General features: G+C 60.1%; 21 protein-coding genes and 3 pseudogenes. 20 read left to right on the top strand and 4 right to left on the bottom strand.

Annotation, left to right across the window (positions count from 1 at the left end; genetic code table 11):
• Positions 1-10: 10 nt before the first annotated feature.
• The gene (locus tag ACLQ6X_RS12490; protein WP_411700475.1) at positions 11-2,383 is read right to left on the bottom strand and encodes an ATP-binding protein; all 2,373 of its coding nucleotides are present in this window, start codon (positions 2,381-2,383) and stop codon (positions 11-13) included.
• Positions 2,384-2,682: 299 nt separating this feature from the next.
• On the opposite strand from ACLQ6X_RS12490, the gene ACLQ6X_RS12485 reads away from it, so the two are divergent.
• The 11 genes and pseudogenes from ACLQ6X_RS12485 to ACLQ6X_RS12435 all read left to right on the top strand — a co-directional run bounded on the left by ACLQ6X_RS12485 (position 2,683) and on the right by ACLQ6X_RS12435 (position 14,469).
• A complete protein-coding gene (locus ACLQ6X_RS12485) occupies positions 2,683-4,044 on the top strand; it encodes a competence protein CoiA family protein (protein WP_411700474.1) in 1,362 nt (453 codons plus the stop codon).
• A gap of 156 nt (positions 4,045-4,200) precedes the next feature.
• Positions 4,201-7,755, top strand: a pseudogene (gene mobF, locus ACLQ6X_RS12480) (MobF family relaxase).
• 100 nt (positions 7,756-7,855) lie between these two features.
• Complete coding sequence (locus tag ACLQ6X_RS12475) at positions 7,856-8,245, top strand: sulfate permease (protein WP_411700473.1); 390 nt, start codon at positions 7,856-7,858, stop codon at positions 8,243-8,245.
• Between the two features lie 119 nt (positions 8,246-8,364).
• The gene (locus ACLQ6X_RS12470) at positions 8,365-8,631 is read left to right on the top strand and encodes a hypothetical protein (protein WP_411700472.1); all 267 of its coding nucleotides are present in this window, start codon (positions 8,365-8,367) and stop codon (positions 8,629-8,631) included.
• An 8-nt stretch (positions 8,632-8,639) separates the two neighbouring features.
• Positions 8,640-9,947, top strand: a complete 1,308-nt coding sequence (locus ACLQ6X_RS12465) for a hypothetical protein (RefSeq protein WP_411700471.1) — start codon at positions 8,640-8,642, stop codon at positions 9,945-9,947.
• A gap of 79 nt (positions 9,948-10,026) precedes the next feature.
• Positions 10,027-10,170, top strand: coding sequence for a hypothetical protein (locus ACLQ6X_RS12460; protein ID WP_411700470.1), 144 nt, complete (start codon positions 10,027-10,029; stop codon positions 10,168-10,170).
• A 193-nt stretch (positions 10,171-10,363) separates the two neighbouring features.
• Positions 10,364-10,627 carry a hypothetical protein gene (locus ACLQ6X_RS12455; RefSeq protein WP_411700469.1) on the top strand — a complete coding sequence of 88 codons (264 nt, stop codon included), beginning with the start codon at positions 10,364-10,366 and terminating at the stop codon, positions 10,625-10,627.
• Between the two features lie 192 nt (positions 10,628-10,819).
• The gene (locus ACLQ6X_RS12450) at positions 10,820-12,478 is read left to right on the top strand and encodes a class I SAM-dependent DNA methyltransferase (RefSeq protein WP_411700468.1); all 1,659 of its coding nucleotides are present in this window, start codon (positions 10,820-10,822) and stop codon (positions 12,476-12,478) included.
• Positions 12,479-12,563: 85 nt separating this feature from the next.
• The gene (locus ACLQ6X_RS12445) at positions 12,564-13,373 is read left to right on the top strand and encodes a hypothetical protein (RefSeq protein ID WP_411700467.1); all 810 of its coding nucleotides are present in this window, start codon (positions 12,564-12,566) and stop codon (positions 13,371-13,373) included.
• 47 nt (positions 13,374-13,420) lie between these two features.
• The gene (locus tag ACLQ6X_RS12440) at positions 13,421-13,594 is read left to right on the top strand and encodes a hypothetical protein (RefSeq protein WP_411700466.1); all 174 of its coding nucleotides are present in this window, start codon (positions 13,421-13,423) and stop codon (positions 13,592-13,594) included.
• A gap of 134 nt (positions 13,595-13,728) precedes the next feature.
• Positions 13,729-14,469, top strand: coding sequence for a hypothetical protein (locus ACLQ6X_RS12435; protein ID WP_411700465.1), 741 nt, complete (start codon positions 13,729-13,731; stop codon positions 14,467-14,469).
• Between the two features lie 30 nt (positions 14,470-14,499).
• Here ACLQ6X_RS12435 and ACLQ6X_RS12430 read toward each other — a convergent pair whose 3' ends face one another.
• Together ACLQ6X_RS12430 and ACLQ6X_RS12425 are read right to left on the bottom strand one after the other, a co-directional pair.
• Positions 14,500-14,997, bottom strand: coding sequence for a HEPN domain-containing protein (locus ACLQ6X_RS12430; RefSeq protein ID WP_411700464.1), 498 nt, complete (start codon positions 14,995-14,997; stop codon positions 14,500-14,502).
• Positions 14,994-16,115, bottom strand: a complete 1,122-nt coding sequence (locus tag ACLQ6X_RS12425; protein ID WP_411700463.1) for a DUF262 domain-containing protein — start codon at positions 16,113-16,115, stop codon at positions 14,994-14,996. Before ACLQ6X_RS12425 ends, ACLQ6X_RS12430 begins: the two co-directional genes overlap by 4 nt.
• A 392-nt stretch (positions 16,116-16,507) precedes the next feature.
• On the opposite strand from ACLQ6X_RS12425, the gene ACLQ6X_RS12420 reads away from it, so the two are divergent.
• From ACLQ6X_RS12420 to ACLQ6X_RS12380, 9 genes and pseudogenes are all read left to right on the top strand, one after another.
• On the top strand, positions 16,508-17,788 hold the full coding sequence (locus tag ACLQ6X_RS12420) for an ATP-binding protein (RefSeq protein ID WP_411700462.1): 1,281 nt from the start codon (positions 16,508-16,510) through the stop codon (positions 17,786-17,788).
• A complete protein-coding gene (locus tag ACLQ6X_RS12415) occupies positions 17,785-18,405 on the top strand; it encodes a hypothetical protein (protein ID WP_411700461.1) in 621 nt (206 codons plus the stop codon). Before ACLQ6X_RS12420 ends, ACLQ6X_RS12415 begins: the two co-directional genes overlap by 4 nt.
• Before the next feature lie 1,866 nt (positions 18,406-20,271).
• Complete coding sequence (locus tag ACLQ6X_RS12410) at positions 20,272-22,368, top strand: hypothetical protein (RefSeq protein ID WP_411700460.1); 2,097 nt, start codon at positions 20,272-20,274, stop codon at positions 22,366-22,368.
• A 23-nt stretch (positions 22,369-22,391) separates the two neighbouring features.
• Complete coding sequence (locus tag ACLQ6X_RS12405) at positions 22,392-22,961, top strand: hypothetical protein (RefSeq protein WP_411700459.1); 570 nt, start codon at positions 22,392-22,394, stop codon at positions 22,959-22,961.
• Positions 22,945-23,421 (top strand): DUF2510 domain-containing protein, encoded by a 477-nt coding sequence (locus ACLQ6X_RS12400; protein WP_411700458.1) that lies wholly within the window; start codon positions 22,945-22,947, stop codon positions 23,419-23,421. The genes ACLQ6X_RS12405 and ACLQ6X_RS12400 overlap by 17 nt, the downstream gene beginning before the upstream one ends.
• 5 nt (positions 23,422-23,426) lie before the next feature.
• A pseudogene (locus ACLQ6X_RS12395) lies at positions 23,427-23,507 on the top strand (DUF2510 domain-containing protein); the annotation flags it as partial.
• Positions 23,508-23,651: 144 nt separating this feature from the next.
• A complete protein-coding gene (locus tag ACLQ6X_RS12390; protein ID WP_411700517.1) occupies positions 23,652-23,840 on the top strand; it encodes a hypothetical protein in 189 nt (62 codons plus the stop codon).
• A gap of 70 nt (positions 23,841-23,910) precedes the next feature.
• Positions 23,911-24,039 (top strand): hypothetical protein, encoded by a 129-nt coding sequence (locus tag ACLQ6X_RS12385; protein ID WP_411700457.1) that lies wholly within the window; start codon positions 23,911-23,913, stop codon positions 24,037-24,039.
• Between the two features lie 514 nt (positions 24,040-24,553).
• Complete coding sequence (locus ACLQ6X_RS12380) at positions 24,554-25,330, top strand: hypothetical protein (protein ID WP_411700456.1); 777 nt, start codon at positions 24,554-24,556, stop codon at positions 25,328-25,330.
• 379 nt (positions 25,331-25,709) lie between these two features.
• On the opposite strand, the pseudogene ACLQ6X_RS12375 reads toward ACLQ6X_RS12380, so the two are convergent.
• Positions 25,710-26,078, bottom strand: a pseudogene (locus ACLQ6X_RS12375) (hypothetical protein); the annotation flags it as partial.
• Between the last annotated feature and the right edge of the window lie 58 nt (positions 26,079-26,136).

Here is a 26,136-nt window from a genome sequence, read left to right as displayed (position 1 = left end):
CTCGGGGGCATCAAGCGGAACTGCCTAAAGCATCGGCTGCGACCGCTCCTCGCAGACGCTCCGCCCGATCGTGTTCGCCGTTGGCATCCAGTTCTCCGGCGATCACGTCGAACAGCTCAGCTATGTCGAGATCCCTCTTTGAAATGGCGGCCTCGAAGCGAAGCCGCGCCTCGTTGAACAGCGTCAGTCGAACTGCGATCTCTCCCAGCACCATTTCCGTCTCGTGCGTTCCCTGCGCGAAACCGATTATGCGGTGGAGCTTCAGCGCGCGGGTAGCCAGCCCGTTCGCCTCGACAAGCGTTGACCGCGACTCCGTAGAAGCCATCAGGATCGTTGCCTGGTACTGGAGAGCGATCGCTTCAGACCGCCGTGATCCGACTTGTGCGCTCCACCCCCTCACCTGGTCGACGATCTCGAGCGCCCGGTCTACCTTGCCAGTCAGACGAAGCGTTTTTGCGTACGGGATCAACCAGCGGTGATGCGAGACGCGGCTGTCGACGCATTCGATCGATTCGCGGTAAAGGCGCTCTGCCTCCGCGAGATCACCCGCGATTCTCGACATCTTCGCCTTGTTCCGAAGAACTCGAGCCCGCAATGGACCGGTGGGAGAGGTCGGAACGAATTTCAGCGCCTTGTCGACGTACGACTCGTAGCGCTGTCGGTGGTACTCGGCCCGAGTCGGCTCGAGTCCGGCGAGTCGTTCGTACTGGCGGCCGTGTAGCTCCGTAAGGTCGCACGCCACTTCGCAGATCATGTCTCGCTGCCCTATCTCCTCGGCGAGACTTTCGCAGTCCAGATATGTGGCGAGGGCTTGCTCGATGTCACCATCGAACATCAGCGCGTCGCCGAGAAAGTTCAGCGCTGTCACGCGAATATCAGCGGAGACGTTCTCGGCGATCAGCTGCTGCAGAAGCGTCCCGGCCTCATCGGTCGCGTTGGCCGAGAGGTAGGCGCTCGCGAGTTCCAGCTGGATCGACTGTCGGGAGTCATTCTCGAGGAAGATCGCCCCGTCGGAGGCCGTGAGGGCCTTCAAAAAGAGACTGACGGAATCCTGGGCGGATCCGGTCGCTTGCGCATTGCGCGCGGCGCGCAGCAGATACGGGAATGCTTCGGCGAGCTTTGCCGCGAGAAAGAGGTGCTCGCCGATGAGGGCGTCCCAGTCTTCGTTCGCGGTGCCGACCATGGCCGACAGCACCACAGCGACTTGGCCGTGGATGCGCCGCCGTCGAAGGCCGCTCAACGACTCGTAGAGCACGTCGCGTATCTTGCCGTGCGAGAACTCGAATGACTCGTCGTCGTCGCCCAGTTCCCGAATGAGTTCGATATTCAGATATCGCTCGAGGTGGAGCAGCAGGTCGTCCTCACCCGACGCGGTCAAGTTCTGGAGCACCTCGAACGCGAAGCGGCGGCCGACAACTGCTGCGAACTCGAGTTCGCTGCGTTGCTCGGGGTCGAGCATGTCGAGTCGCGATGCGATGACGTCTTCCACCGACGGCGGTATTGCCCACAGCTCGACCGGGCCGATGAATCGCCATTTGCCGTCGATCAGCGACAGCTGTGCGGGCGTTCCGTTCGAAGCTGGCGCGCGGAGTACCCGGAGGATTTCCCGGATAAACAAGGGGTTTCCCTCCGTCTCGCGGTAGAGCTTCTCGTAAAACGCGAGCGGCAGATCGCTCTCGCCAGCGAGCATGACATCGACGAGGTCGTCAATCGATGAATCGGCGAAAGCCCCGACACTCACGCTGGTCAAGACGCCCTCCGCGCGCCGTGCAGAGGTCACGATCGATTTGAGCGGATGGCTGGGACTGATCACGAGGTCGCTCCGAAAGGCGCCCAGGATTACGACGGGCCCCTCGCCGATGCGAGAGATCAAGCAGATAAGCGCGTCCGCGCTACCGACGTCGAGGTGCTCGAGGTCGTCTATGAACAGGAGAAGGGGCCGCGCATCCGGCGAACGGAATCTACCGACGATGACATTCGTGAACGTCGCCACCAGGGCCTCACGGCGACTCGCGGGATCCGCAGTGACGGAATCGCTAACTGCCGCCATCTCGGCCTGCGGGGAGTCTTTCCCGAACATCGCAGCGATCTTCTCCGCCACAGGCAGGCCATCGGAGAGCTGCCTGACCAGCTCTCGTACGGGGAAGAAACTCATTCCCTCGTGAAACGGCTCGCACGCAATCCGATGGGTGGCGAATCCCAACCGCTCGGCCTCCGCGATCGTTGACTGTGCCAACGCCGACTTGCCCACGCCGCTGTGCCCACCGAGCAACGCGACTTTCCCGGTGGACGAAGCACCAGCTTGGCTGACTCGGGCCATAAGACCGAACAGTTCACTGAGCTCCGTTTCGCGACCGTACAGCACTGTGTCGTTTGCTTTCAAAGCCACGCGCCTCCGTGAATTGGGATCGACGCTTGGAACGATCTGAAAACACGTGCTGCGCCACATCTCTGTGGCGACCCTACAGGCGCGGTTTCGACATTCGAATTCCCCCAATTACGGGGTTGGCAGCGGACGTACAATCAGATACTGTCTATTGCTCAGAAGAGAGGGTACATGAATGGCGCTGCCTAGGCGCAAGCAAATCGATCTCGGTGGGAATCGGGGATGCACGGAAAGACTACGACCACCGTGCGCGGAGATATGTAGCCATTTGCCCCACATTCAAACAAGATGAACTTGTGACAGATTCTGAGAGCGCCTCACGCGTCGACTTGGTCCCACTCGAGCCCTTAGGTCGAGGTGGCTTCACCGATCACAAGGCGCAGGTGCTCTCATTCCAGGACGGCGAGCAGCGGTTTGTTTGGGGACTCCATAAGGACACGGATCAGCTCTGGTACCTCGAGGAAGATACGGCTCGGGAATGGCGTGCCCACGTCAAGCAGTTCGTAATTTGCCCAGTACCGGGCTGCGAAGCGCAGCTCACGACGGCACATCGAACGACAAAGCGAGATGGCCTGGTTCACCTGAACAAGGATGGCGGGCATACGGGGGAGTCGATATTTCATTCCCAAGGATGCGCGGTCATTGAGAACTGGCTCAGCACGAACTATCCAAACTCGAAGGTGAAGCGCGAGGAGTACACGAATGCGGAAGGGGAGCGGCGAGCAGATGTCTTGATTACAAGTCCGGCCGGTGATCGGGTCGCATTCGAAGTGCAATACAGCCCGCTTACGTCTGACGCCTGGCGAACTAGACACGAGTCATACCGCCGACAGAGAATTGCAGACGTCTGGCTGTTCGGCCACACTTCGAAGCAGCTAAGGTTCGACCGAGGTGGATTCCTTTCTCTAAATCCAACGCATCGAGCTGTAATCGCTGCTGGTTCTCCTGTGATGTTCATCAACCCTGAGCAGCGCGCAATCGGCATTGCGACCAGCAACGAGTGGATCGACGACGGAAGCGCGACTTTGAGGAGTAGCGCGACAATTGAAGTCTGGGACCAGTTTCTACGCGCTTCCCTATCAATCGCTCCGCTCGAAGATTTCCGACCATCACGCCGAGGAATTGCCAGCGATTGGCTCAGCCAGCTCTATGGGCAAACGAAAGACCTCCGGGATCGCAACGAAGCTTCTCGACGACATACCGTCGAAACGCAACAACGGGAGGTCGCAGCTGCTCAAGCGGAGCTCAAGGCGTGGATATTCAAACGTCGCCCGCAGCAGGAACAGATCAGACACCAGTTCGCGACGGTTCAAAGGTGGAATAGAAGTGACGCGCTGGCGTCGATCAACGCGTACTTCGGCGGCAATCTGCGCGACAGAATTGACTCGAATGGGGACGCGGGGCCGGGTACCAATGCGTTGGTGCGGTGGCAAAGCGTCGTCTACTTCGACCTGGTGGCGGGCCGCAGCCGAGAGTTCGGCGTCCGGGAAGCGTTCGCTGCGATTAAGGCACGAGGTGTCAATATGGGGCAGCCGGACGCATTCAAGTTGATCGCAATACATCTTCACGGACTTGTGGACTTGGGCTTTCTGGATCGCACGGATGGGTACGGACAGTATCCGCGGTTTGTTTCGACCGAGGAAGGAGCATGGCGGTAGCGATCAGATTTCCTGCACTCGCGCACGGGGCCCTGCGGAATAGCGCTCGATCGGGTCCGCCTAGTCAACCTGAGAGGGCGTCGAATCTCGCGACCCTCGTTCGAATTTCTCCAGTTCCACGCCTCTTGCAGATCGAGGCTGTGCACCTCTTCGTAAATGACGGAGGTGGGCGCCGTGACGGTGTCGATGCGAGTGATGAGCACCGGGGACGGCTACAAATATCTGCTCCGCACCGTCGTCGTCGGCGACGGGACACGTTCGTTGTCTACACCGCTTACCCGGTATTACAGCGCGCACGGTACTCCGCCTGGCAGGTGGATGGGTGATGGCTTACCCGGTATCGCCAACGGATTGTTGGCCGATGGAGAAGAAGTAACAGAATCGCAGCTTCAGCTACTCATCGGGCAGGGCCGCGACCCTCTGACAGGTGCGGCTCTCGGGCGCGCCTATCCGGTGTACGGAAATCCCTCGGGTTCGATAGCCATGAACAAAGAAAACGACGGGCGGCCGCTAGACGCACCATCCATTGCAGACGCGCCCGCGACGAAACGCCGCCGAGCAGTCGCTGGTTACGACTTCACCTTCTCAATCCCGAAGTCAGCGAGCGTCCTCTGGGGCATCGCGGATGCGTCCACGCAAGCGCTCATTGCGCGCGCGCATCACGAGTCGGTTACGGACGCAATTGCCTTCCTTGAACGCGAGGCAGCGTCGACGCGAACTGGGATATCAGCTCACGATGGCGCGGTCGCGCAGGTCGGCGTCGCCGGCCTGATTGCAACTGCGTTCGACCATTTCGATAGCAGAGCAGGGGACCCGCACCTGCACACGCACGTGGTGATCAGCAACAAGGTACAGACCTTGCTCGACGGGAAGTGGCGATCGCTAGACGGTCGGCCAATGCATGCAATCGTCGTGGCGCTCTCCGAACTGCACGAAGCACTGTTCGCGGACGCCCTATCTCGATCGCTCGGCGTGAGGTGGGAGATGCGCGAACGCGGTCGAGATCGTCATGCGGCGTGGGTCGTCGAGTCAGTACCCAGCCAGCTCGTCGCCGAGTTTTCATCGAGGTCAAGGCACATTGACGTGGAGACTGATCGATTGATCGAAGAGTATGTGGCGCGTAACGGGCGTCGCCCAAGCCCCGTCGCGATCACGAAGCTCCGAGCGCAGGCCACGCTCACTACCCGCCCGGTAAAGCACGTGCAGTCGCTGGCGGAGTTGACCGCGGCTTGGCGTGAGCGAGCCGCTCGCGCGCTTGCGCAGAATCCGACCGCGTGGGCGGGTGAAGCGTGCGCGAATCAGTCGCCGACTATCTTGCGCGCGGAGGACCTGCCGCTGGACGCAATCAACGCGCTCGGCGTGAGCACAATGATCGCGGTGAGCGAGAAACGCGCAACCTGGCGGCACTGGAACCTTGCCGCCGAAGCGTCGCGACAACTTATGCAATATCGGTTTGCATCGGCGCTCGATCGTGAGGCCGTCATGGGGCTCGTTGTGGAGGCCGCCGAGCTTGCGTCATTACAGATAACGCCGCCCGACATTGCGCTGAGTCCGACTGGGTTCCAACGCGAAGACGGAACATCCGTGTTTCGCCCCAGGTACTCGACTTTGTTTACTTCATCTGAGCTGCTCGACGCGGAGTCTCGGCTAATCGAGCGCTCCGAAGACCTACATGCGCCGAGAGCCGCGGCGGCCCTGCTGCGCTTGGTCGCGAGCGGAACGCTTCCGGGCGGCGGGAAACCTTCTGGTGACCAGTACGACGCACTCGCGTCAATCATCGAATCCGGACGTGCCATTGACGTTCTGGTTGGGCCGGCGGGAGCCGGCAAGACAACAGCCATGACAGTGCTTCGGCATGCATGGGAAGCGGCGCATGGGGCGGGTTCGGTCGTAGGGCTCGCTCCCTCAGCTGCGGCGGCGCAGGTACTCGCAGAAGACATCGGCATAGGTACGGAGAATCTCGCGAAGTGGTGGCAGAGTCACCTCGACCACAAGGTGGCGTTTCGCGCCGACCAGCTTGTCATCGTCGACGAAGCGTCCTTGGCCGGCACGGTTCCGTTGGACCGGATATCGGCACTTGCCGCAGATGCAGGCGCCAAGGTCCTTCTCGTCGGTGACTTCGCCCAGCTCTAGTCCGTCGAGGCAGGTGGGGCGTTTTCCCTGCTTGTGCACGAAAGAGGCGACACGCCTGAACTCGTCGATGTGCATCGGTTCACGCACGAGTGGGAAAAAGTGGCATCACTCACACTTCGCCAAGGCACCCCGGAGTCAGTTGACCTGTACGACGTGCACGGCAAGATTCGCTGCGGCACCTCTGACGCTATGGCAGATGCTGCATTCGACGCGTGGCGAGCAGATACCAAGGCTGGCAGCGGGTCTGTCTTGATCAGCGACTCGAACGAAGCAGTTGCGTCGATGAACGTCCGGGCTCGAAGCGAGCTGATCTTAGAAGGTCGGGTTGACGCAGTTCACGAGGCCCCGCTCCACGATGGAACCAGTGTGGGGGTCGGTGACACGGTCATCTCGCGACACAATGATCGTCGACTCCGTGTAGCCGGTTCGTGGGTACGAAACGGTGATCGCTGGACAGTGATCGGAGTCAATTCGAACGGTTCGATCGAGGTGCGTCGGAGCGGGCGCCGATGGGGGAGCGCGACGCGACTTCCCGCCGACTACGTCGAGAGCTACGTCGAACTCGGCTACGCAATAACTTCGCACCGCGCGCAAGGTGTAACGACCGATACAGCTCACGTCGTGGTCTCGTCGGGCATGACTCGCGAGAACCTGTACGTGGCGATGACGCGGGGGCGCGATTCCAACACCGCCTATGTCGCGATAGATCAACCGGATGTCGCTCACTCTGGCCCTCGTCCAGGCGACGATCCAGAGGCGACCGCGCACAGCATCCTGTTCGGCGTCCTTCAACATGTGGGTGCCGAGCTTTCCGCCCACGAAACTATGAGAGCAGAACAGACCGCGTGGAGTTCGACGCCCCAAATTGCTGCTGAGTACGAGACGATCGCGGCCGCTGCGCAGCATGATCGGTGGGTTTCTCTAGTCGGCAGGAGCGGGCTCTCAGATGAGCAGGTGGGTTGCGTCGTCGATTCGGATGCGTTCGGTGCGTTCGCTGCGGAACTCCGGCGAGCCGAAGCGAATTATCTCGACGTCGAGCTACTGATGCCGCGGATTGTCGCGGCCCGTGACTTTGTGGATGCCAGTGACATTGCGGCCGTCCTTCAGGCGAGGCTCGCAGCATCGATCGGATCGCACGCCGCTAGGGTCCGTGGACGCCAAACGCCACGTTTTATTGTCGGGCTCATTCCCGAAGCAGTTGGGCAAATGGACCTGGACATGCGGCGGGCACTACTCGAGCGGCGTCGGCTTCTCGAGGAGCGAGCGGCTACGGTGCTCGACGAGGCGTTGCTCGCGGGGGAGACGTGGACGCGATCCCTCGGGAAAGCACCCCGGGGATCAGCGGCGTCCACCTGGAGGCGTCACGCTTGCACGGTCGCGGCATACCGAGATCGATATGACATCGCTGGCTCGAAGGCACTCGGTCCAGCGCCTCTGTCGACGGCTCAGCGCCTCGACGCTGGCCGTGCGCGTGCTGCGCTCGACTCGGCTCGAAGGTCGGCCGGCACAAACAATGGTGAAGTCGTAGCACTCACAACTTCCGCATTGGGTCTACCGTCTGTCATCCGTCAGTTCTAAAATTTTGGACAGGCAATCTCTACATGCGCCAGCGCTGGTCGCACTGGCACGACTCTCGTCCTTCACCCTTCTCGTTGCCGAGCATATGGAGGGTTGACTCGTGTTCGGATTCATCTGGGGTCTAACAGCCCGTACTCACTACGCGCTCCGCAAGTTCATGCCTACGAACATCGCGCTCGATGCGATTCATAGGCGCCGCGGTCTCAAGTGGGGCGTGCCCGCAATGCTAATTGCGGTTCCGTATTTACTCGCCGCGGTGTTTTGCATCGGGCTTGCGCAAGACGGCCGCTCAGGTTGGTTGAACTTGCTCGCCGTGCTGTTCGTTTGGAACGCGCTGAAGTTCATCATTGCCGGGCCGGCAACCCTCGCCCGACTGATTGTTACCCGCCATCGCGAAGCCCTCGCACGTCGGGTCTCAGCGGCTGAGCCTCGCGGTATCGCTGGCAGCGATCGGGTCGAGCGCCCAGCGCGTGCGTTTGCGCGCAGCTAGCCTTCGATGGCGAGCTCGAGCTATCGGAAGCCCTAGCCGACTGATTGGCCGGGATTCAACAGCGCACCTCCTTTTCGCGGCAGTCTTGTCTCATTCAGATCCGCCGCAGGAGGCATCCCATGACGATCCCGCAAGAACAGTTCGATGACCTATTGAGCCGGACCGCGCTAGCCGCAATGTTCTATTATCCGGAGATCGCCGTGGACGACGAAGACTACAGAATCCAGAACGACGTCGACTACTGCATGGAGCCAATATTCGGCCTAGCGGAGGAGGTTGACGAGCAGCTTCGTCTTGCTGTCGGGCGCACAATCGCGGACCCTACTGCGCATCGCGCGGGCCTGATTGCGCTGGTAATCGAGTTGGCACCGCCGCCTATTGAGTAGCGCCGATCATGAGCGAGTCGAATGATGAAGACTCCGCCACCCGCAACGATCAGGGAAGCCTAGCCCAGGCCGCAGATGTTGCGCGGCGGTTGCGGAAGCGGGAGTACAACCGTCGCTATCGCGAACGGCACCCCGAAAAGAATGCAGCCATTCGCCGTAGGTGGGTCGAAGCAAACCGCGACCGAATTCGAGAATCGAATCGTCGATGGCGGGCCGACAACATCGAGCGCGCCCGTCAGCTGAATCGGGATGCGGCGCGGCGCGCGGCCCTGCGTCGACAATCGGACGTGGAGCAACGCGTGTTGGCGCGAGCACGCGCGAAGGAATGGCGAGAAAGTCATTTGGACGAGGTTCGTGGCTACCACGCGCAGTGGGTCGCACGGAACAGTGAGAAGATCCGGGAGTACTCCGTCCGCTACTACGAGGCTCATCGCGGCGAGATAAACGAGAGGGCAGCTGCGCGTCGCGATGCGAATCCTGAAATCGCGAAGCGGTGGCGCAAGGCCTGGGCGGAGCGAAACAAGGAACGCCTGGCTGATCTCCAGCGCGAACGCCGCAAAAATCCCGATGTCTACCAATCGCAGCTGGAGGCTAACGCCGACGCCCGACGTTTAAGGCGGCGGCTGCAGAACTCAGGTCTTCCGCCAAAGCAACTCCACCCCGTCGCTGCAGCAGAGAGGCGAGCTCACGAGAAAGCCGCTCAACTGTATTTCAGCGACCCGTTGTTGGCCGAGCACGTTCGACAGTCCGCCGTATTTACGGAGACACTGACGGAACACTTGCGTCACCACGAACCGCAAATGCGCGAGTTCGCTGCTGCCTACATCGCGTCCAGATTGCGGCAGGGACTTCCGCCCGCTGACGCTGAAGAAGTGATGTATTGCAGGGCGGTCGACGTGGCCCTCGGCACTCTGCAACGCACTGACCTACTGAGTAGCCGAGACATTGCTGGTGCAGTGAGGAGTTCGCGCGCTTTACTGCGACAAGAGCGGCGCAACCGACAATTCGACCGTCTGCTCAGAGCCGTTGTCGTCCATGTGAATAGCCAGCAGCATCGACTAGACCGCGACGTGGAGATGGAGAACCGGGCTCGAGCGAAGCGCGGCCTACCGCGTGTTCGAACCGATGCTCTTTTGGTGCAACTCGCTTTGCGTGAAGTTGTCGAGCGCGTGCCGATCGATCAACTCAGTACCGTAGATATTCGAGCCATATGTCGCTCAGCGCGGGCGCGGGTCCTGACTCCCTCGGACGCAGATTTGCGCGCCTCTTCCCCGATCAGCGTCGGCCAGCCACGGTCGAAAAAGACTCTGCCGTAGCTTTCGTTTCGCAGGCGGAGGCTCGGGGCGCAGCACTCATCGCTCTGGCTCCGTCTGGCATTTGCGGCAGGATTACTGCATGAAGTTTGTTGCACAGATTCGTTCCACCGAGACCAGCGAAATCCAAGCCGAAGGGGAGACGCTTGCCCTTGCGCGTGTCGACCTTGAAGAGAAGCTGCCTGAGGGTTTTCAGATCCTCGCAATACGACAGGTCTCCGAATAGCGCACCGATCCTCTCAACTGTTTGATGCGGTGTGTATTAGTCGGCGGCAGAGGGCTTCGTTAGTCGTATGGCGGTGCCCAAACGAATGACGGTGGCGGCTGATTAGAATCGAGCTGCATGGCCGGATGCTTCGTTACCAAGGAGCACCCAAGTGGGAACAGCTAAGAGATATGCGGACGCCGTCGACCGCAGAATGAACGACAGCATCATCTTGCGCATCATGCAATCAGGGCCACCGCAATCACTCAGCCCCCAAGAGATTGCGCTCGAAACCATGCCATTGACGCGCGCGCCTGTCCCGCCGCCGGTCCGAGCATGGGTGCGCTACCCGGACGGTCCGCTTCAGGTCGATGGTGAGGCTGTCGCATGGACCGCTGCTGCGGTCGCCGTGCGCTGGCGCGCCGGCGGTGCGGTGCACAAGGCCTGGGTTTGGTCGTCCGCGGTCGAACGGCTCTAGCTGGCGCAAGCGTGCGGTCGACTTAGGCTCGCAACCGTTCCGTCAGCGATCCTGAGGCGGGTTTGTCGGCGGTGCCGGTTGCGTTTAGGGAGGACGGCCGATCTAGACGGGGAGCTTCTTAGTGCAACCGCCTGCCGAAAGAAATGTCGGTGGTTTGTCGCATAGTGTGATGTCGTGCTACTTGATCCAGCTGTGACCGTTCTACTCGAAACTTCGACGGCTAGAAAAGCACGCGGAGCGTTTTTCACCCCGGACGGAATTACCCGGCACATCGCCGAGTGGGCGATCCGCCGCTCCGACGACAAAGTCCTCGAACCTAGCACTGGCGAAGCTGCATTCCTGACAGCAGCTGTCGAACGCTTGACTTCGCTCGGTCACAACGAGCCCATCGTCCACGGTGTCGAGATCCACGGGCCGAGCGCGAAATCCGCCCGTGCCATCGTGGCCGCAACCGGCGGGCAGGCGCAGATCACGGTCAGCGACTTCTTCCTCGTCGAGGCGACTCCCACCTTCGACGCGATCATCGGCAACCCTCCTTTCATCCGGTACCAGGAGTGGACGGGGGACCAGCGTGACCGTGCACGGTTCGCCGCTCTGCACCAAGGTGTGGCCCTCACCGGGCTCTCCTCTAGCTGGGCAGCTTTCGTTGCTCACTCGGCCGGATTCCTGAAGCCGGGGGGCCGCCTCGGGCTGGTACTGCCGGCGGAACTGTTGAGCGTGAACTACGCAGCTCCCGTTCGCCGTTTCTTGTTGGAGAACTTCGCCAGCGTCGAGCTCGTCGTTTTCGATGAGCAGGTGTTCCCCGATGCCGAAGCAGACACTGTGTTGGTCAAAGCCGATGGGTGGAAGCAGGCCCCGGCCGGACACGCGTCCCTTCGACAGACCCGCAACGCCACGACCCTCGGCACACTGGAATCCGGGACGACGTGGGCGCCGATCGACACCGCGGACCGGTGGACCCCGATGGCCCTATCTGAAATCACGGCGGGCGTGATGACGCGCCTGGCGGCAGACGACACCTTCGGACCGCTGGAAACCTACGGGGACACAACGCTCGGGGCCGTCACGGGCGGGAACAGGTTTTTCGCCCTGTCGCCGGCACGGGTGAAAGAACTCGGCATCCCACGCCGCGACCTGCTGCGCATCAGCCCGCCCGGAAGTTCCCACCTCCGCGGTCTTGCACTGACCGACTCCGGCCTGACGCGCCTCGGTCAACGCGACCAGCCCATCTGGTTGCTCTGGCCGAGCAACACCCCGGCAGAGGAGACCCTGCGCTACATCGAACTCGGACACGCCACAGGTGTCGACCAGGCCTACAAGTGCCGTGTCCGTAAATCCTGGTGGCGCGTCCCAGTCCTTGCCGCTCCAGACCTCTTTCTGACCTGCATGAACGCCGACACTGCACGCCTCACAACGAACACAGCTGGTGCCCGCCATCTCAACAGCATTCACGGCGTCTACCTCCGCGACGAGCTGCGCGACATCGCGCGCGACGTGCTCCCCGTAGCGTCGCTGAACAGCATGACCCTTCTCTCTGCAGAGATCGTCGGACGCTCCTACGGCGGGGGGATCTTGAAGATCGAGCCCCGTGAGGCGGACCGCTGGTGGATGCCCACACCGGCCGTCCTTGCTCGGAATCGGGACGCTTTGGCTGCAGTGAAGCCGAGTGTGCAGAGGCACCTGCAGAGAAAGGACCTCCTCAGCGCAGTCGCGCTGGTAGACGACATCCTTTTCAGCGGCCGGTTGTCGGCGGACGAACTGGACGCCCTTCGTGCAGATCACCAGGCGCTCACTTCCCGCAGAACGGTCCGCGGCCGCAGCGGGGGACGGGTGCAGACCATTGGTGATTAAGCCTGACTCATTCACACCTTTCGACGACACTCTCGCTGCCGCACTGCTCAGCGACCCTTGGGCGCATGGCAAGGGTGAAGTGCCTGTGTACACCCCGGACTACCCACTAGCAGAAGGCCTACTGACCATACCCGTGGCCGCGAACAAAGGCTGGGCGAGCGGCGCCCTCGCCAACGGAGTCGACTCTTGGCTGGCGCACGAGCTGCGCCGAGCCGGCTTCGGACCCGACGAAGTCTGGCCAAGAGCAACACGGCCCCGCATCATGCCCCGCGACATCGCCGTCCTCTTGGAAAAGCTTCCGCGCGCTCTATCCGACGAGGTCCGAGCGAAGCTGATGGCCATGCCCATCGTCGCCCCCACAGACGCGAAAATCCTGGGACGTGCCTACGACAAACAAGTTGACGTCGCGATCGCCCGATGGGACCGAGGCCCCGAGCTGCTGCTCAGCACCAAGACCATGGTGTCCTCCTTCGGTAAGAACCTCAGCAACCGCTTCGAAGAGGCATACGGCGACGCCGGCAACCTCCGCAGCCGCTACCCCCTCGCCGCGGTCGGCTTCTTCTTCGTTCAACGCGACACCATCCTCACGCAGGAACCCGACGCATTCGAGAAGACCGTCGACATGATGCGCAAGCTCCGCGATCTCGGCGGCGGCAACGGCTACACCGCCACCGGCCTTGCCCTCGTCAGCTGGTCCAACGAGAACCCGACCGTGAAAATCGAACTCGACCGCGTTCCTGACGATGTCCGCCCAGAACAGTTCATGACCAAGATGATTGAACAGATCCTCGCGGCGACCTCGGTTACCCATCACGTCGACGTCCGAAGCAAGTACGAGCGACGCAAACTCGCCGTCGTCGAAGAAGACCGAGCCGACGACGATCTGCTGAGCTGATCGACATGGCTTCTCTTTTGCGCATGGACCTAGGAAAGTAGCAGAACATGGCCAAAGAGCCGAGTGCGAAGCAGAAGGCCTGGCCGATATTTGACCGGATCGTTGCGACTGAAATGGTGGACGGAGAATACACGTCACCGTGGGCGGGCAACGGTCCGAATGAAACCTACAGCCCGGACTACGCGACCCTCACGAGGTTGCTTGGGGTGCCTCTTTTTTGAAAGCCAATTCGCAGACCGGTGTACCCGCGCTAGCTCTCGACGTCTGGATAGCCTACGAGCTGCGGCGTGCAGGGTTTTCCCCAGACGCGATCTGGCCTCGCGACTCAAATCCGCGTGTTGTGCCAACTTCTCTAGTGAACCTCGTCGGCCCTAATGCGACAGCATTAACGAAACCAGTACGCAATGACATCTGGAGCAAACTCGGCGCCAAACCATCCGTGCGAGGCGTTACCGGTTCTAGTGCTCGAATCCTTGGGAAGAATTACATCAAGCAAGTTGACGTGGTGATGAGCGACTGGATGACTGGACCAGAGATCCTCATCAGCACAAAACGAATGGACTCCTCCTTCGGAAACAACGCTGCGAACAGGGTCGAAGAAAGCTACGGCGACGCTAAGAATCTTCGACAACGCCATCCCCTGTCAGCGCTCGGTTTCGTCTACGCAATCCGCTCAACGGTGCTCGACCAGAAACCAAATCTGAGCAGGGTCGGATGGGCCGACTGGCTTATCGACCTCATCCGTAAGCTCGGCCGCGAGGAAGACGCTTACCACTCCACGTGCTACCTCGTTCTGGAATGGGACAAGAGCGTGGAAGTCCTTGAGCCGGTAGACACAACGGCTGAAGCCCAAGTCGGTGATGATGAAGACGAGATCCTGGCGCCGTTGGATTTAGAGATCACAAACGCGATTCGTGATCTACCCGTAGTCACGGTTAGGTTCGACGCAATGCCGCCTGACCTGCGTCCCGACGTTTTCCTCAGCAATATTATCGGGCGAGTTCTGGACAATACGCCCGTAGAACTCCATAGCACAGCTCGATTTCTGCGAGACGGCAACTACCAGCGACAGTCCTACCCGCCCCCTCTGATCTAGCCTTTCGTGGTGAGAGCGTCCGTGTGACACTCACTTCAAAGGAATGAACATGTCCTCAAGGAGCTGAACAACAGACTCCGCGACGCGGTGATACTGGCGCAAGAGCGACCCGGAAACATTCGTCGTGCTGCCGTGGGCTAGCGCGTGGCGGGCACCAATAAGGTTGCTCAGCGTTTGACGATTTTCATCTTTCGCAAGGTATTCAGTTAAGGACGCGGCCCAATCAGAATCGAAGCTGCTGACGAGCTGCTCGAGGTTCTCAGGGGTCATGCTCGGTAGCCGTTTGGTCTGACGTTTGCCGAAATTTTGAACCCGGTGTGCGGCATTTTCTTCCAGGTATCCATGAACCATGTGACCGACGCTCGACTCGATAAAGCCGCTCAGCCGGACAACGGCAAACAGTTCGAGATAGACCCGTGCAACGAGGTCGTCTGTTTCACCTGCGAGGAGAATTATCGTGTCGATCTCGGCGAGTTGTTGCTTAATGGATGATCGCCGATCAACAAACCGAGCCGCGCCTCTCGTCATCCGCTGAATTGCTCTCGCGCGAGCTGCAGTCTTCGTGCTAGTGGCTCCTCGTTGGCAGTTGCTTTGCTTACAGCGTCCAGATAGTTGGGGTTCGCAAGTAGCGCTTCGTAGTTTGCCTTCCAGTGAGAAGCCGGGATGGCTGCGTAGTTTTCCCCGGCAGCAATTCGGTCCATCACACCCACAAACACGGACTCCAGAATCGCGGCATTTACTTGCGTACCGAGACGGAAAGGACGGGGGTCAAGCGACCTTGCGAGTATTTCCGTCGCGATTGCGAATCGTTGGGCGAGGTCAGGGAGGTCGACGCCTTCGCCGTCGCGGTGATTCGCGAGAAACGTATTAAGGAAGGTTTTGAGGGGTGCGGCGTAGGCCCGAGACTCGGCGCTGAACGCCAGCACGCGTAGGATTAGCTCTTGATCCTTTAGGCGCTCATGTTTCTTGCCGAAGATTTTTCGCCAATTGACATCGTTGTTCAGTTCTCGAATCGTGTCGACGGCAAAGCCGCCGTATAGAGCAACACGAATTTCGTGCGGTTGCAACTGTGTACCGCCCGAATTCAGACGTTCGAAAATTTGATAGACACTCTCATACTCGTTCACCGAGGTTGGGGTACGGATAATTATCGACTGAATGAATGTATCGTCGAGTGCGCGCTGAACGTCCTCATTCAGGGTCGAATAGGTTAGACCGGAAAACTTATTGTCTACGGAATCCAGTTGGAATTTGTCTCCGTAAAAAGCGACGAGAGTCGTCAGCCTTTGCTGACCGTCTAGGACCAGATACTTTTTGCCGGGCTGTTCAACGAGGAAGATGCCTGGCACCGGGAAGCCGAGAAGAAGCGACTCTATGAAGCGCTGTCTTTGGCCAGGGCGCCAGACCGAGCCGCGTTGGAACCCTTGGGCTCGTCCGTCCGGCAACTCGGCATTCGGGTCAAAAGTGGGAACGATAATAGCGCGTTGATTGAACCGGCGGACCAGGCCGTGAACGTCGAATTCTGTGCCGAAGTACGTGATCGGCTCCACCTTGCGCGGGACGGCGTCAGCTTCATCGACATCCTCCACCGAAGTGTCGGCTTCCACGGTTGTCATAGGTGCATCGGTGGGGGAAATTGGAGTCATAGTCACGACTCTATTGGGTTGGCCGGCAGTACCGTCCTTCAACCCTTTGGTTCCGCAAGATCGCGCTCGACACTTCGGAAATCCAGCGGTCATTGACGAGATCATCGTTGAGAACCAGGATCTCTTCGTCTTCCCATTCCGCGAGGACGGCACCACCTATGTCACCCCCACCCAGACCTGGGCGCTCGTCGTCGACGGCAACGTCTACGTCCGAGCGCCAACGGGCAAATTAGGAGTCAACCAGTCCGACAGCAGTCCCATGCGTCACTCTGCGGTTGCAGGGGCCGGGCGCGTCGAGACACAGCAGTTCCGAGATTGCAGGCCTAAGCGCCACTGGGCGGAGCGAAGCCTTATAAAGTACTGGATGAAAGCTCAAGGCATAGAAATGAGTCGTGTTGTATCGCTTGCTCAAACATCGAGACGGTTCTCTCGACTTCACCCTCGACGCGCAGGAAAACCCGGGCCATCGATTCACGGTCGCAATTGGTCCTAACGGAACCGGGAAGAGTCAGCTACTACGCAGCATTGCCGAGTCGCATCGGTCCGGCGGCGTCAAGTCCGAATTGGCTGGAACAGACACTCCTTTCGGGGATGCGCCGGCGGCGCTGCTAGTCCTGTCCAACATGGTTACAGACGTATTCGTCAACACCTCCAAAAGGCGCGATCGCTACCGCTACTTGGGTTTGCGCCAAGCAAGCAACAACACGTCGACGGGAGCACTTCGCGATGCTACGAGTGCTGCCATTCTCGAGTGCTTTAGGTCCACTGACGTAGGAGAGCGGCTCGTGCCTGTCCTGAACGCATTGGGCGGCGACCGGTTCTTCGCAAGTTTCGAACGTCAGCGTGGACGCTCAAGGCGTGAAGATGGCGAGTCCGAGTTGGTCAAAAAATTCGTAGAAGCGCTTGAGACGGACGAGAGCCGGAGCCACTATGTATCAAGCGATGCACTTCTCGCAGAGCTCCGAGCATTTGACGCGGCAGATAACCGTAGCGGTGTTGTCTTGGACTTCGATGCACCGCAAATGGAACTCTTCTGGAGTATCTCCGCGCGATTTGACCTTGAAGCTATGGACCTAATCAGGCTGCTAAGACGCCTCGGTTTTGCGGATGTTCGAGTCCATGTACGTCTGGGCGAACGCGTTGTGGACATCGACGCGTTGAGTGCGGGCCAGCTCCTTTTACTATCGACTTTCGCGAGAATTGCTGCACACGCGCGTCCCAGCTCTCTGGTGATCATTGACGAGCCTGAGGCTGGGCTTCATCCGAATTGGCAATCGGCTTGGATACCACTTATGCGCGCGACGATCCCAGCTGAGCTCGGTTGCCACTTTTTCATTGCCACCCATTCGCCGTACTTAGTTTCTGATGCGGACGACGTCCTTGTTCCTGGCGAGGTGTGGGGAAACTTCGCCCAGTTCGACGAGCCCTATAAAGGACGTTCCGTCGAGAACATTTTGTACAGGGTTTTCGGAGCGAGGGTCGCCGGAAATTTAATGGTCGAGAATGATCTCCGCACGCTCGTGCAACTCATTTCGGGAGGCGGGCCAGGACCCGCGCTTATTGATCGAGCGTCGGCTATGGCCGCTTTTCGCCGGCTGCGCGGTATGCAGGGGGAAGACACAGGGGACCTCAACATAATCGTTGCCCAAGCCGCGGAGGTTCTGGAGCAGTGAGGTCGCTGACAAGACCTGATCCCACGCTCACGCTCGAGCCGCGACGGCGTGCGGATGGATCGCTGCCAAGCTGGTCGAGAAAGCGAAAGAGCATAGAGAAGTTCGTTGCTTGGGCGCTCGCAAATCAAAGCGATCAGTGTGCGATCTGTGGATATTTCGTCGGAGATGTAGCCGATAGACGAGCCTGGTCGATTGATCACTTTGCGCCGAAGGGCGACACGCTGTATCCGCAATGGACCTTCGAGCCGCTAAATCTGATCGTGACCTGCCATAGCTGCAATTCGATCTTCAAACAAGATTTCGATTCGGTGACTTTAGTCGGTCGCGACTACGCGGACTCAAGTTTTCTTCTTGTGCATCCCTATCTGGATTCGATTGAAAGGCACATTGAGGGTACGTATGCTGGCCGCAGTCGACGAGTCGGAGCTCCAAGGCCGCAATCGCCCAAGGGACGAACGACGATTGAGCTGTTCCGCCTTGACGACGTCAACTATCTATCGGGAATCAATCGACAGGCGCTTCGTATTTCGCTTGACGAGTGGAAGGCCCATTTGCCGGGGGCGACACTGTTGCTATTTAAGAACGCTATGGCCGAACTAACAGGGCGGCACCAGTGAACCTGACTTGATGCGTGCATTCAGCGTTTGCTGACTCGTTATCGATCTAGACGAGTCGAGGTGCATCGATGAACACACGACCAACCAGAGCAAGGAAATCCCAGTCAGACCCGAATAGGTCAAGGTGGATCGAGGTCGCTCCAGATGTGGCGGAATCCGTGCACCGAATCCCGTCGGTCACGGGTTCAAGTGCCGTCCGCCCCGCTGCTAATCAGGCGTCGATGTTGCGGCTACAGGCGACAATTGAACGCCATGGCGCCTTGTCTCGAAGTCGAGTCGCAAAGCGGCCGGATCACGTCCACACCTTTCCGGAGCGTGCCCGCTCAGTCCTTCCAGCAACAGCGAATCGATGTCCGCTGCGCCGTCTGCCGCCACCGCGGTCTGCCCGCCGCGTGCGATAGAGCACCGTAACTATTCGTGGCGACCATCCGAGTGGCGACGGCCGGTTTGACCGAGAGAAAAGTCTGCTCTATACCAGTGCGACCAGCATGAGTATTCACCCCTCCGGGTAATGAAATGACCAGAGTAGCGACGTCCGATCCAGCTTCGGAAGTGTCGTCCCGAATTTCGCCCAGTGGCCCCCGCAAATATGAAGGCCCTCCACGGCGTCACCATTTCCGTACTGGTACACGAGCCAAATATGAATGTCGTCAAGCGGCGGATTCAATACCGTCGGCATTAAATCGAGTATGTTCAGCGGCAGCACATATCCACCGAGGGCTGCTGTCAGATTTCCCGGCGAACCGAACGGGTACATCACCAAGTGTTTGTGTCGATAACCGTTCAATTTCTTGGCTAGGGCCGACACGCCACCTCGTTGCTCATTGTCGACGTTGTTCAACGATTGGCGGACCAACCTCCACGGGTCGTCAATAGACGCAGCGTGCACTACAGACCACCTGACCTGGTGCGGCTCGACGTCCGAATGCCGACAGATCTGAACGCACACGACTTGGACTCCGTCGTCATATGCCCCGAGACCAAGGATCGGGTCACTATCGACTCCGGGCCGCCGCGGCCGCTCATCTGCTGACCAGTGAGAATTGCAAGTGGCACGCGAGGACCACCGGACGACGTCCGCAACGATTCTGAGCCTCACATCCTTCGTGGCTCCCCCCAGGTTCGTGTACGGGATCATCACCCACACGCAATGGGGCAGTCTTGGCTCCGATACCGGATCGAGGTGGTGTTCGGCTTGGCGGACGGCTGACCCCATCGTCGTTATCACCTCCGCGACGTGTTTCCCATCCAGCGACAAAAGGTCGGGCATGCTTGCCGCTGAGCCGTCATCGTGATGAGCAAAATCCACTCCGAGCTCTGCTGAAAGCATCAATCTCGCATGTTCTTCTTCCGCTCGAGACACCGGTCTCCGCCCCCTTTCGAATCGTTGATTTCCGCACACAGCGGTGCGTAAGTATCGCAGTGCTGCCTCGACTCGAGCGTCGTCCTTGTGCTCAACCCTGCCGAACCCGCTTTGATCTGGTGTTCATGGCCGCACAGCAGTCCGATCATCTCAATATGATGTACCCGCCGTGTCGTCCCTGGGGGCCCGGTACTGGCGCCGGCGCGCTCGGACCTCACAATACGAGGCGCTCGGGAACCCACCCGCGGCCTTGCAGAGTCCGGCCCACGTGTTGATCTGGGTCGTAGGCGCGCAGCCGGTGCAGGTGCAATGCCGAGAGTTCCCAAACGAGTTCTGGGTGGCGATGCCAGAACGGTGGCACCACGGACGCGGGGAGACCGTAGGTTCGTCGGAGCCATTTCACCCAGCGAGGCCGCCGTATGGCCATTGACCACACCGCGAAACCGCGAGGATACTGAGGCGTGGGCATGGCGCCCTGGGTGAGACTCGGAGCGGACCTAACCGTGATCGACGAGGAACGCCACCATCACGCCCTAGACCACGATGGTCAGGAGTCCGAAATGGCTGAGCGAAGAATCCCGAAACCGCGCACTACCCAAGGCGACGCCGGCAACGCCCCACACGATGAAACCAAGGTTGCCGCGTTCGGTGATTCGCTCATGTGGGGGCAGGGACTACCCCGCGATAAACGATTCTCGGTGCTCTTCGTCGACAGGCTCCCGATCCTCACGAAACGGAGGCCGGCGTCCTTGGTCTGGGATGCGTCCAGATCTGGTGCGCAGATCAAGGCACGTGAGAACCGCATCTTCGGACGTTTCTTCGAGAGCGTGCTCTATTCCGACCGGGCGAAGTTCCTTGACCGGTTCCCGAAGTACTTCGCGAACGCTGACCAACGGAAGGCCTTCATCGCTGGGGAGGACGATGGGCCGGCTCGCAAACTGTACGGTGAAGTGCCCGCTCCGTTCCCGTCGGTGATCGGACAGGTGAAACTGCTCAGCAAGGCCGGGGGGAAAGGCATCGATGTCGCCCTTGTAGACGGTGGTGTGAACGACCTCGACGTTGAGGACATCGTCAACCCGCAGGTGGAGACGGGTGCATTCGTGGAGCGATGGGAAGGAGATATCAAGCAGGTCGCTTATCACGATGTCTTGCAACTGCTTAAGGCGATTCGGGGAAAGTGCCCAAACGCCGTCATCATGTACTTCGGGTTCTTCCCGACGGTGTCAGAGACATCGGATACTGGCCGGATTCGGGAACTTTTCAAACACGAATACAACAATGATGTCGCCTGGTGGTTCAACGAACACATCTGGGAAGCCGTCGACGTGGACGAGCTCATATTCGAAGCGACGATCCGGGGCGAGTGGTTCCACAACCGATTCCTGTTTTGGGCGCGACGTGCGATCGCCGAAGCGAACCGCGATGAGGACCTCCGCGGTCCTGGGATACTTTTCGTCCCGTCGCAGTTCGGCCGTGACCAGGCAGTGTTCGCGCCATCAACGTTCCTGTGGGAGGACTATACCGACGCGACTGGCGACCCGGCGCGACATGACCGGATTGTGGGGCTGCCGCGATCTGATGCGCTCTCAGAGATGGTCAAGTTGAAGAGGAACGCGGCTCCGGTGTACACACCGGCAGGGGACTCCGAAAGCCCGGGGAAGTACTCGGTCGGCGGGCGATCCCTGGCGAAACAACTCCGAGCTGGGATCAACGGCCCCACCAAGTTGCGCGAGACACTGTTGTGGTACTCAAAGGTTCCAGATGACATTTCAGAGGAGTCGGCAATAAAGAACGCAGCACGCCTAAAGGAGCAGCTGGTGCCGGAGATCAATCGGATCCAGCACGCCCTGATCGCGTCGATGGGGCACCCGAACCTCGAAGGCGCGAAGGCCTACGCCGACAGTGCCACCAATCGGTATCGGCTGCATCTGGAAGCGATGAAGACGCTGGCGAAACCGCGAAACGACGGCGCCGAGGTGCCGTTCGACACGACCTTGCGGAAATACAACGTTCGCGGGACCGGGCCTGTGGAGGCGGACGTCGGGATGCTGAACGTCGACTCGCTTGAAATTCAAGCGAAGACACGCACGAACTCCGACGCAGGACTGCTTCCCGACATCTGGTTGGTGATCCAAACCAAGAGCGAAGCGGGTGCGAAACGGACGAAGGAGTATCGCCTGAACTTCCGCTACAAGCATCACCGACTCTTGAACGTCCGATCGGTGTCGAAGCTGTATGCCCATTTCGAGCCTGAGAAGACGAACGTGTTATCGGTAGACACGCTGGGGGTGCTTGAGTTGGACGAGATCGTCGGTTGCGCTCTCGTCGTCGGCCCGGACCCGTACGACGGCGACGGGACCGTACACAACTACGGAACCCACTGGCATCCGGAGAACATCGAACTGCGAGTCAACGGCCGTCGGGTGCTGAGGCTCGACCTCGACGACCATGCATACGGTCCGAGCGACGTCGTTGACCTAAATTACCCGGCCCCGATCGACAGGCTGGCCGTTCCTGCGCTGTCGCCGACACTCCCGTTGAAACAGGTCAAGAAGCTCGTGATCAAGAAAGACTATCCAGCTGCCGGCGCAGGCAACTAGCGCTAACAGGTAAGGGGGACCTTGTGGATTGGGACACAATAGTCAGCACTCTCCTTGGGTCGCTGCTCAGCGGAACGGTGATCGTCGTGTTCGTCCGGCTGGCAGCGCTGCACTGGGAGACGAATGTGCAAGCCCGGATCACATCGGCTGTCGAGGATGAGTTCAAGAAAATCGTCGAGACCAGGGACGCCGACCGGGCGCTCCTGAACGACGTGCTCGGGCCGGTGTGCGGGAACCTTGCCCGAACGAAGCAGGCTTTCAACCGGTGGCGCGACCACAACCCGACTTTGGAGGTGAAGGTCATAGCCGAAAGTAACGGTGTGATTAGGCAGACGATACTCACGAAGTACCACCTGATCCCCGCGCACCTGCAAGGCCACGCTATGGATCTAGTCGGTCACTACGACAAATGGTTCGAGGTTTTCGACACCGAACGCAACTCGGGGAAACCAGAAGCCTCACAGGCGAAGTTCATTTTCGCCGGCACTCACGGGGTGCCGTTCCCCCATGAAGCGGAGGAAGCGTTCCGCGACGAACTGAAAGTGGTGACCACACGGTTGCGCCCGGCCGCAATTGATGGCCAGCATGCCTGAAGAATTCCAACACAAACGGCGGATTGCCCCAGTGATCCCGGAGGGCCTGCTGATTGAGGAAGGGTGGTATGCAGATCCAGAGGAGCCTGGGTGGCTTCGGTGGTGGGACGGTGAACGGTGGACCCGTCAACGGCTGTCACCGGATGATGACCGACCCCTTCCGGAACCACCCGCGACGAGGAGGGTGGACGCGTTGCCGTCCCCGGTGTCAGCGCAGGAGCAGAGAGGGGATCTACTGTCCGTTGTCTTCGGCGCGTTCGCGCTGGTCTTCGCTTTCGGCATCCCATGGGTTGGTGTGGCTGTCGGGGCTCTGGCGTGCGTATTCGCTATCAGGTCGCTGGTGCACCCTCCGGTCGGGTGGAAGCTGTTGGAATTGCTGTCCGGGTTGCTGCTCGGTTTGGTAGCTGTGATCGGCGGGACCATCATGTGGAGCCTCGGGGCGTCCCTCGGCGATCTGTGAACACGATGGAACCGGACGCAGCTGGATGGTACGCCGACCCAGAACGACCTTGTTGGCTGCGATGGTGGGACGGGACAACCTGGACGAGGAATCGTTTGTCGCCGGAGCCGGTGGACGGGGACGCGGTTCTGGGCTATCCGTTGACCCCACGTCAGGATGGCCTGCCGGAACCGAAGACGCCAGCGCAGCAATTCTGGGGGAGGCTCGCGTTCCTTTACGGGGCTGGGGCCGTGATCGCAGCTTTCGCGTTCCCGCCGGCCGGGATACTTTTGGGGTTGATCGCTATCGTGTCCGGGATCCGGGCAATCATCCGGAAAGAAAAACTTGGGCATTGGCGGGCGATCGCGAACATCGGGATGGTGCTCGGCGGTACCGGGGTGACCGCCGGCGCGGTGATGTGGTTCGTCAACGCGAGCTGACAACCCGGACTGTTTTCTCTCAGGTTCAGAATGGTTCCTTGGGTCAGACCTGCCGCCGGACGCACTAGAGGTGATGCTTTCGATTCGAGATAGTGCCGGCGAAGACGTCACCGCGGTCATCCAACACTCGGCCAGCGGGTCGCAATCCACCGGGCTGCGCTACTCCGAACGACTCGCAGACGTCGGCGTGATCGCGTAAATCCGCACCCTCGGAGACAACTACGACAACGCCTTCGCAGAGACCGTTGTAGGCCTCTGCAAGAGCGTGTGCGTAAAGATCGACGGCCAGTTCCGCACCGCCGACTGAGTCGAGCTCGCCACACTCTCTGGGTCCACCGGTTCAACTAGAACTCGTTGCCCTCATCAATCGGTTACCTCACCCCAATGGAGAAGGAGAACAAGTACTACCGCGAGACCAACCCCCAACGTCGGCCGTCGCTGGGAAACTCGCCCCTCACTGGACCCGAGCCGATTCGTTGCAGCTGGCCAGCATCGGTTTGCGCATACAACGCACCAGCGGCCTCGAGCTTGTCGACAGCATCACGCGCTGCCTGCCGGTGCGTCTTCTTCTGATCCGCCATCGACATAGGTCTTGAATCCCTTCAGACCGACTCGCCACCCTCACACAGAGAATCTGACACCCCTACCGACGCACGGCCAGCCGGAGGAGACTTGTATAAGTCCGCCACACCGAACCCACTGGAGGTGGAACCGTGGCTCTGCAGAAGGTCGAATCGAACGAATCTGGTATCGAACGCTGGGAAGAGACAGACGGATCCGCGATGGAGTTTAGGGCCCACGACGGAACCAAGGTCAGATTCGCGACATTCAGCGGACGTGAGAACCTGTGGACGACCGACAAGATCGGCACGAAGATCACCACCTCCGGCCGGAACTTCGACTACGCCAACGTCACCTCAAAGTATTACCTGCCGTCCGTCGGGCAGCTCTACGCTGCCTACATGGACAGCGACGGTGACAGCAACGACTCGTACCTGGACGAGTACGAATGGTCCATTGTCGGGGAGATGCCAGACCGGGTCGAGTCGCTGTGCAGGGTGCAATGGCACGGCACCCGGCTGAAAGGGATCGTGCAACGTGGGCCTGACGTCGCTACCGGTGGTTTTGACCCCCAATTCCCGGAAGGCTGGCCGGAGGACTGGCCGGCGATCGGTGCGATGTACATCAGCCCGAGAAGCTTGACAATGAATAGCAGGGGTGTCGGGAAGACCGTGCGAAGCAGTGTCACCATCTCGGCGTCGTTGGCGATGGTGAAAGTTCGTGTTCGCGGTGCGAACGGGGCAGCGTTCAAGGTTGGGACGGGTGAGTTCCAGATCGCGCCCACGAAAACACATGACGTCGGGGTGGAGTTCACGCCGCTGGACAAGAAGGACGTCGAGGGCACATTCGACATCGAAGGCCCAAACGAAACGGTGACAGTCAGGCTGCGAGGGAAGGTGGTGGATGTCCCCGTCGTCCGGAGCCGGTAGAAGCGACGACGGTCGCTCGGACGGTCTCGCCCAGAAGCCCATTTCTCGATCGCCCGCGGGGCGACGACCTCGCGCAAAGAGCTGAGTGAGACGGTCGCGCGGTCATGGAGGGCGACGGCCCAGTGCGAGAACACGCTTTGTGAAGCGACGGCTCAGACCTTGGACTCGATCCACCGATGAGCTGGGGGTGATGGCGCTGTTCTGATGGTGTGCACTGCAGCCCCTGAGTTTCCGCGGAGAGCAGGGGCATTTCCTATTCCTGGACACATTATTCAGTGCCTAAAGTGACAATTCGGGTGCCAAGAGCCCTTTCGAACAGGCCCCTCGGAGGCGCCGGCCGCGCGGAGCCTCTCGGCCTGGCGCGGCAGGACACGAGTTGCTACTGAGCGTTGCTGCTGCGGAGCTCATCTTCGGCACGACGGCGCTGGCGCACATCTTCTTCGACAATCTGCACAAAATCCTTGTCGCGATCGGTGATCGGTGATCGGTGAATCTTTAACGGAGTCAGCAGATTGCTCTCCAGGCCAAGAAGTCAGACGAGTTGGGCGATCTCGGTCCAAACGAGTGCCTGACGTCGCGACCCAGTCGCGGAGTCGTTGGCGCGCGTCGGCGAAATCGCGGTGCCAGCCCTATGGGCCGAGCCGTGTTGGTCGGGCTCGTAAGCGCAGAGCCAGTGGGGGTGCAGAGGCGAGAGTTCCCAAACGAGCTCAGGGTGCCACCGGTCAGGTTCGCGACCGGTTGGGTTCCCGCTGTTGCCGTGATTCGCTCGGTGACGAACCGGTAGGGGTGTGCGACGTCGACCGTCA

The organism is Conyzicola sp. (assembly GCF_046714715.1).
Taxonomy (GTDB): Bacteria; Actinomycetota; Actinomycetes; order Actinomycetales; family Microbacteriaceae; genus Conyzicola.
Note: the sequence above shows the minus strand (reverse complement) of the source record. Positions and strands in the feature narration are given on the sequence as shown.